Below are 6,189 nucleotides of genomic sequence, written 5' to 3' on the forward strand. Positions count from 1 at the left end.
CGCAAGCACACCCCGTAGGGAGCCGTACGCATGGACACCGACCCCGCCCTCACCGTGGACGCGGGCACCTACGACGTGCTGCGGCGCCGCCTCGCCGCGCACGCCGCCGAACTCGCCCGCCGCGCCGAAGCCCTCAACGCCCGCCGCACCGAGGCGTTCGGCTCGACGGAGCTGCGGTTGCTGGTCACCGAGCAGATCCGTACGGAACAGCCGTCGCTGCCGCGCGATCTGGTCGCCGTGGGCGGACAGTTGCTGTTCGGCTTCGAGCGCGGGCCGGGCGCGCGCGGCGAGGCCGCCGTCGCCGACGTACTCGCGCTGTACGGACCGGACCTGGCCGGGAGTGGCGGCACGCTCCTGGCCGACGAGGCGTTCGTACGCGAATTCACCGCCCTGCACCGCTACTACCGTGACGCCCGCCTGCTCCGCCTGCGCCGCGTCGACGGCCGGCTGCTCGCCGTGTTCCGCACCGGCGAGACCGCCGACGACATCCGTGTCCTGCGCTGGGCGCTCGCCCCGGACGGCTCCCCCGGCCCGTTCCTCGACGCGCGCGGCGACCGCGACCACGTCTTCCCGCCGTCGCACGACTTCACCTGGACCCCGGCGGGCCGCGAGTCGCACATCCCCGGCCGCCACCCGCACATCGCGATCGGGGACAGCGGCGCCCTCTTCGTCGACACGCTCGGCGGCACCCTGACCGTGAAGACGGTCGACGACACCGACACACCCGACGGCATCTACGAGGAGCCGGTCACCGAGCCGCTTCAATCCCTCGCCGACGCCGACGTCGAGTACGCCGAGGTCGGGCCGCTGGTCCTGCTGCGCATCCGCCCGTACAACGAGGACTCCTGGCGCCACCTGGTCTTCAACAGCCTGCTCTCCACCGTGCAGCGCCTCGACGCCATCGGTCCCGCCTGCCACCGGCTCCCCGAGGACCAGGGGATCATCTTCCCCGGCGGCACCTATCTCACCACCGGCACAGCGAAGACCTTCGATCTCGCCGAGCCGCTCGCCGACCCGGTCTTCGAGGGGGCCGTCCGGTCCCCCAACGGCGAGGACGTCCTCTACCTCTTCCGCTCCCGGGACGGCGGCCGCGGCCTGCTCCTGCCCTACAACCTGATCCGCCAGGAGGTCGCCGCCCCGCTGCTCGGCCGCGGTCACGCCCTGCTCGACGACGGCACGCTCGTCCTCCTCAAGGACACGGCGTCGGCCGAGCCCGCCCGTGTGCACACGGTGCAGCGCTGGCAGACCCCGTACGTCTCCGACACCTACGCCGCCTCCCGCCCGGCCGGCACGGGTCCGCTCGCCCGGGTCGGCAACGCCGATCTGGTCCGCGGCATCTCCGACTGTCTCGCCCTCGCGCACAGTGCCGCCGAGACCTCACCGACCGCCGCCGTGTATGCACAGCTGGTCGCCGACTGCACCCGCACCACCGACCGCTACCACTGGCTGGCCGACCCCGAACTCGGCGTCCTCACAGCCCCGTTGACCGACCTCCGGGACACCGCGCAGCAGGTCCTCACCGAATTCGAGACGGTGCAGGAGCTCACCCGGCAGGCCGCCGACGCGCTCGCGGAGTCGGCGGACCGGATCACCGCGCTCGTCCGCCGCATCCGCGGCGAAGCGCCGCGCTCGGCCGCCGCCTGGGTCTCTCAGCTCACCGAGCTGCGCCGCGCACACGGCCGCTTGGCGACGCTCGCCGAGATGCGGTACGCGGACACCGACCGGATCGCCGCGCTCACCGCCACCACCGCCGAGGACATCGGCTCCGCCGCCCAGCGCGCGGTCGCGTTCCTGAGCCGGGACGACGCGTTCACCGGCTACCACCGGGACATCGAGCAGCTCACCGCAGACGCCTCCGCACTCGCCACCGTCGTCGGCGCCGCCGCGCTCGGCGACCGGCTGACGGAGATGACGGACGGGCTGGCGACGGTCACGGATGTCGTGGCCGGGCTGGAGATCGGCGACGGAGCCGTCCGTACATCGATCCTGGAGCGGATCGCCGAGGTCCTCGGCGGTGTGAACCGGGCCCGCGCCACGCTCGACGCCCGCCGCCGCGAGCTCCTCGACCACGAGGGGCGGGCGGAGTTCGCCGCCGAGTTCGCCCTGCTCGGGCAGGCGGTCACCGGCGCGCTGGCCACCGCGGACTCCCCCGACGCATGCGACGAGCAACTGGCGAGACTTCTCCTCCAGTTGGAGAACCTGGAGTCCCGGTTCGCCGAGTTCGACGACTTTCTCGCTCAGCTGTCCGAGCGACGGACAGAGGTGTACGAGGCGTTCTCGGCCCGCAAGCAGACACTGCAGGACGCCCGCGCGCGCCACGCGGAACGGCTGGCCCGGTCGGCGGCCCGGGTCCTCGAAACGGTCTCCCGGCGTCTGTCCGCCCTCCCCGACCTGGACGCGGTCCATACATACTTCGCCTCCGACCCGATGGTCACCAAGGTCCGCCGCACGGCGGACGAGCTGCGCGAGTTCGGCGACCCGGTGCGGGCCGAGGAGCTCGACGGGCGGCTGAAGGCGGCCCGCCAGGAGGCGGGGCGGGCGCTGCGCGACCGCAGCGAGCTGTACACGGACGGTGGTGCGACGATCCGGCTCGGCCGGCACCGGTTCGCCGTGAACACCCAGCCGTTCGACCTGGCGCTCGTGCCGTCCGGGGACCGGCTCGCGTTCGCCGTCACCGGAACCGATTACCGGGCTCCCGTGACCGACCCGGCGTTCGACGCGGCCCGCCCGTACTGGCAGCAGCAGCTGCCGTCGGAGTCCCCGTCGGTCTACCGCGCCGAGTACCTTGCCGCCCGCCTCCTGGACGAACACGGAGCGGACGCGCTGGCCTCCCGCGCACCGGCCGAACTGGCCGTGCTGGTGCGGGAGTCGGCGGCCTCCGCGTACGACGAGGGCTATCAGCGCGGCGTCCATGACGAGGACGCCACCGCCATCCTGGCCACCCTGCTGCGACTGCACGCCGGGGCAGGTCTGCTGCGCGTCCCGCCGGCGGTGCGCGCAGCGGCACAGCTCTTCTGGACATGGGAGGCGGACGACGCCCTGCGCACCTCCTGGACGCGCCGGGCCTTCTCCCTGGCCCGGGCCCGTGAGACGTTCGGCCCGGCGCCCGCGATCACCGCGCTCCAGGAGGAGTGGGCGGCCAGGATCGGGGCGGACGAGGCGCACGCCACCGCCGCATATCTCTTCGAGGAGCTGACCTCCGGCCCCGCCGGGTTCGTGACGAGCGCTGCCGTCCGCACCTTCCTGGACAAGTTCCGCCGAACGACCGGCACTTCGGCGTATGACGAGGATCTGTCCGCCCTTCGCGACGACCTCCCCGCGCGCCGCCAGCTCGTCGAGGGCTGGCTGACCTCGTATGCCCACGCGGGCGGCGCGGACATCACGACCGATGACCTCGCGGAGGCGGTCGCCGTGGAGCTCTGCCCGGAGCCGGGGACCGAGCGATACGACTGCGAGGCACCGATCGCCGCGACCGTGGACGGCCTGCTCGGCGTCCATCCCCGCATCGACCGTGGCCGTCTGGCCGTGCGCCTGGACGAACTTCTCGCCCGCACAGCGGAGTTCCGCACGACTGCCGTCCCCGGCTTCCGCGCCTACCAGCGGCAGCGCACCACCCTCGTCGCAGCCGAACGCGCCCGGCTGCGGCTCGACGACCACCGGCCGCGGGTCATGTCCACGTTCGTCCGCAACCAGCTCATCGACGAGGTCTACCTGCCGCTGATCGGCGACAGCCTCGCCAAGCAGCTCGGCACGGCCGATGCCGACCGGCGCACCGACTCGCAGGGCCTCCTGCTGCTCGTCTCGCCGCCCGGCTACGGCAAGACGACCCTCATGGAGTACGTGGCCGACCGGCTCGGCCTGGCCCTCGTCAAGATCAGCGGCCCCTCGCTCGGCCGCGAGGTGACCTCCCTCGACCCGGCGCAGGCACGCAGCGCGACCACCCGCCACGAGATCGAGAAGATCAACTTTGCACTGGAGGCGGGCAACAACACGCTCCTCCACCTCGACGACATCCAGCACACCTCGCCCGAGCTGCTCCAGAAATTCATCCCCCTCTGTGACGCCACCCGCCGCGTCGAGGGCGTACGGGACGGCCGGCCGCGCAGCTACGACCTGCGGGGCAAGCGGTTCGCGGTGTGCATGACGGGCAATCCGTACACCGAGTCCGGCGAGCAGTTCCGGATCCCGGACATGCTGGCGAACCGGGCCGACGTGTGGAACCTGGGCGAGGTGCTGAGCGGCCGCGAGGACGTCTTCGCGCTCAGCTTCGTCGAGAACGCGCTGACCGCCAACCCGGTGCTGGCACCCCTCGCCGGCCGCTCCCGGGAAGATCTCACGCTGCTCGTGCGCCTGGCCTCCGGCGCGGGCCCTTCCTCGATCGCGCGCACGGACCGTCCCGACCACCCGTACACACCCGCCGAACTGGACCGGATCGTCTCGGTCCTGCGCCACCTGCTGACCGCCCGCACCACCGTTCTCGCGGTGAACGCCGCATACATCGCCTCGGCCGCACAGACCGACGCGACGCGCACCGAGCCGCGGTTCCGGCTGCAGGGCTCGTACCGCAACATGAACAAGATCGCCGAACGGATCGTGCCCGTGATGAACGACGCGGAGCTCGCCGCAGTCATCGACGACCACTACGCGGGCGAGGCCCAGACGCTCGCCACCGGCGCCGAGTCCAACCTGCTGAAACTGGCGTCCCTGCGGGGAACGCTCACCGCCGAACAGGCCGACCGGTGGGCGGCGATCACCGCCTCGTACGTACGCACCCAGGCACTGGGCGGCCCGGACAGCAGCCCCATGACCCGGGCGGTCGCGGCCCTCGGTCTGCTCGCGGACCGGATCGCGGCAGTCGAGTCGGCGATCCGTCGGTCCGGCGGGTCGATCACCGGGGCGGAGATCACCGACCGGTCCGAATAAGAGCGTCCGACAAATGGGGGCGCGGCAGATGTGCGTACCCAGCCCCTCGACGACGCCCCCCTCAATTGCCGGACGCTCCAAGTCGAACACCGGAGGCGGGCAAGGCATGCTGGGTTCCGTGTCGACACTTCCCCAGCAGCCCCAACGCTCCCCGTTCAGCGGCCACATGGTCGTCTGCGGCGACGACGCACTCGCCCAGCGGCTGGCGGTGGAGCTGCGTTACGTCTACGGGGAGCGGGTCACGCTACTCCTCCCGCCGGGCCGCGACCCGCGCCGCCCGGAGCTACCGCTGACCCAACGCGGGCGGGCTGCCACACTGTTCGGCCGGATGTCGGCGGCGATGAACCGCAACCTGGGCAACGGCGGCACCGTCGCCACCGGAGCCAATGGCGGCTCCGACAACGACACCGGCGCCGGCCTGGACGCGGTCCGCATCCTCGAGGCCGCGGAGCCGTCCGACGAGGCGTTCGAGGAGGCGGGTGTCGACACCGCCGCCGCGCTGGCGCTCGTCTACGACGACGACGAACGCAACATCCGCGCCGCACTCACCGCCCGCCGCCTCAACCCCCGTGTCCGGCTGGTCATCCGGCTCTACAACCGCAAGCTCGGCCAGTATCTGGAGACCCTCCTCGACCAGGCCGCGGCCGTCGCCGTGCCCGGACTCGACCCGACGGCGCTGGACACGTCCACCACCGTCCTCTCCGACGCCGACACCGCCGCGCCCGCGCTCGCCGCGACGGCGCTGACCGGCTCCAGCAAGGTCGTCCAGGCGGAGGGCCTGCTCCTGCGGGCCGTCGAACGCACCCCGCCCCGGCAGGGCGAGGTCGCCGACCCCGGCCTGTGCACGCTCGCCCTGCTCTCCTCCACCACCCATGACCCGGCGGGCGCCGAAGGTTCCGACAGCAGCGGCGCCGAGGGCCCCCAACTCCTGCCCGACCAGGAGTCGGTGGCTGCCGCGACCGGCCGTGGCACGGTGGTCCTCGAGGCCATCCGGGAGGCCGCACCGGACGGGCCGGCGCCGCGGATGGGCGGCAGAAGCGCCCCCCTGAGCCAGATCTTCTCGCGCCGACTGCGCCGGTCGGTGCTGGGCGTCGCCTCGGCGGTGCTGGGCCTCACCGTCGCCTCCACGCTCACGACGGGCGAACACCCGCTGCACGCCGTTTACTTGACGCTGCTCGACCTGTTCGCGATGGGCGACCCGGCGATCGACGAATCCGCCGCCCGGCAGGTCATCCAGCTGCTCTCCGGCGTCGCCGGGCTGATGCT

At 72.8% G+C, this 6,189-nt stretch carries 2 protein-coding genes; both read left to right on the plus strand.

The window, feature by feature from the left end; all coding sequences use genetic code 11:
• Positions 1 to 30 precede the first annotated feature (30 nt).
• Positions 31 to 4,923: a DNA repair ATPase gene (locus ACWCP8_RS28300; protein ID WP_451118927.1), complete on the plus strand. Its 4,893-nt coding sequence runs from the start codon at positions 31 to 33 to the stop codon at positions 4,921 to 4,923.
• A gap of 106 nt (positions 4,924 to 5,029) precedes the next feature.
• A partial coding sequence (locus ACWCP8_RS28305) for an NAD-binding protein (RefSeq protein ID WP_451118929.1) occupies positions 5,030 to 6,189 on the plus strand: 1,160 nt, incomplete at its 3' end.

Source organism: Streptomyces sp. NPDC002206, from assembly GCF_053593595.1.

Bases quoted from the DNA above. Each gene is read 5' to 3' on its own strand.
- ACWCP8_RS28300 (WP_451118927.1), top strand. From the start codon at position 31: ATGGACACCGACCCCGCCCTCACCGTGGACGCGGGCACCTACGACGTG.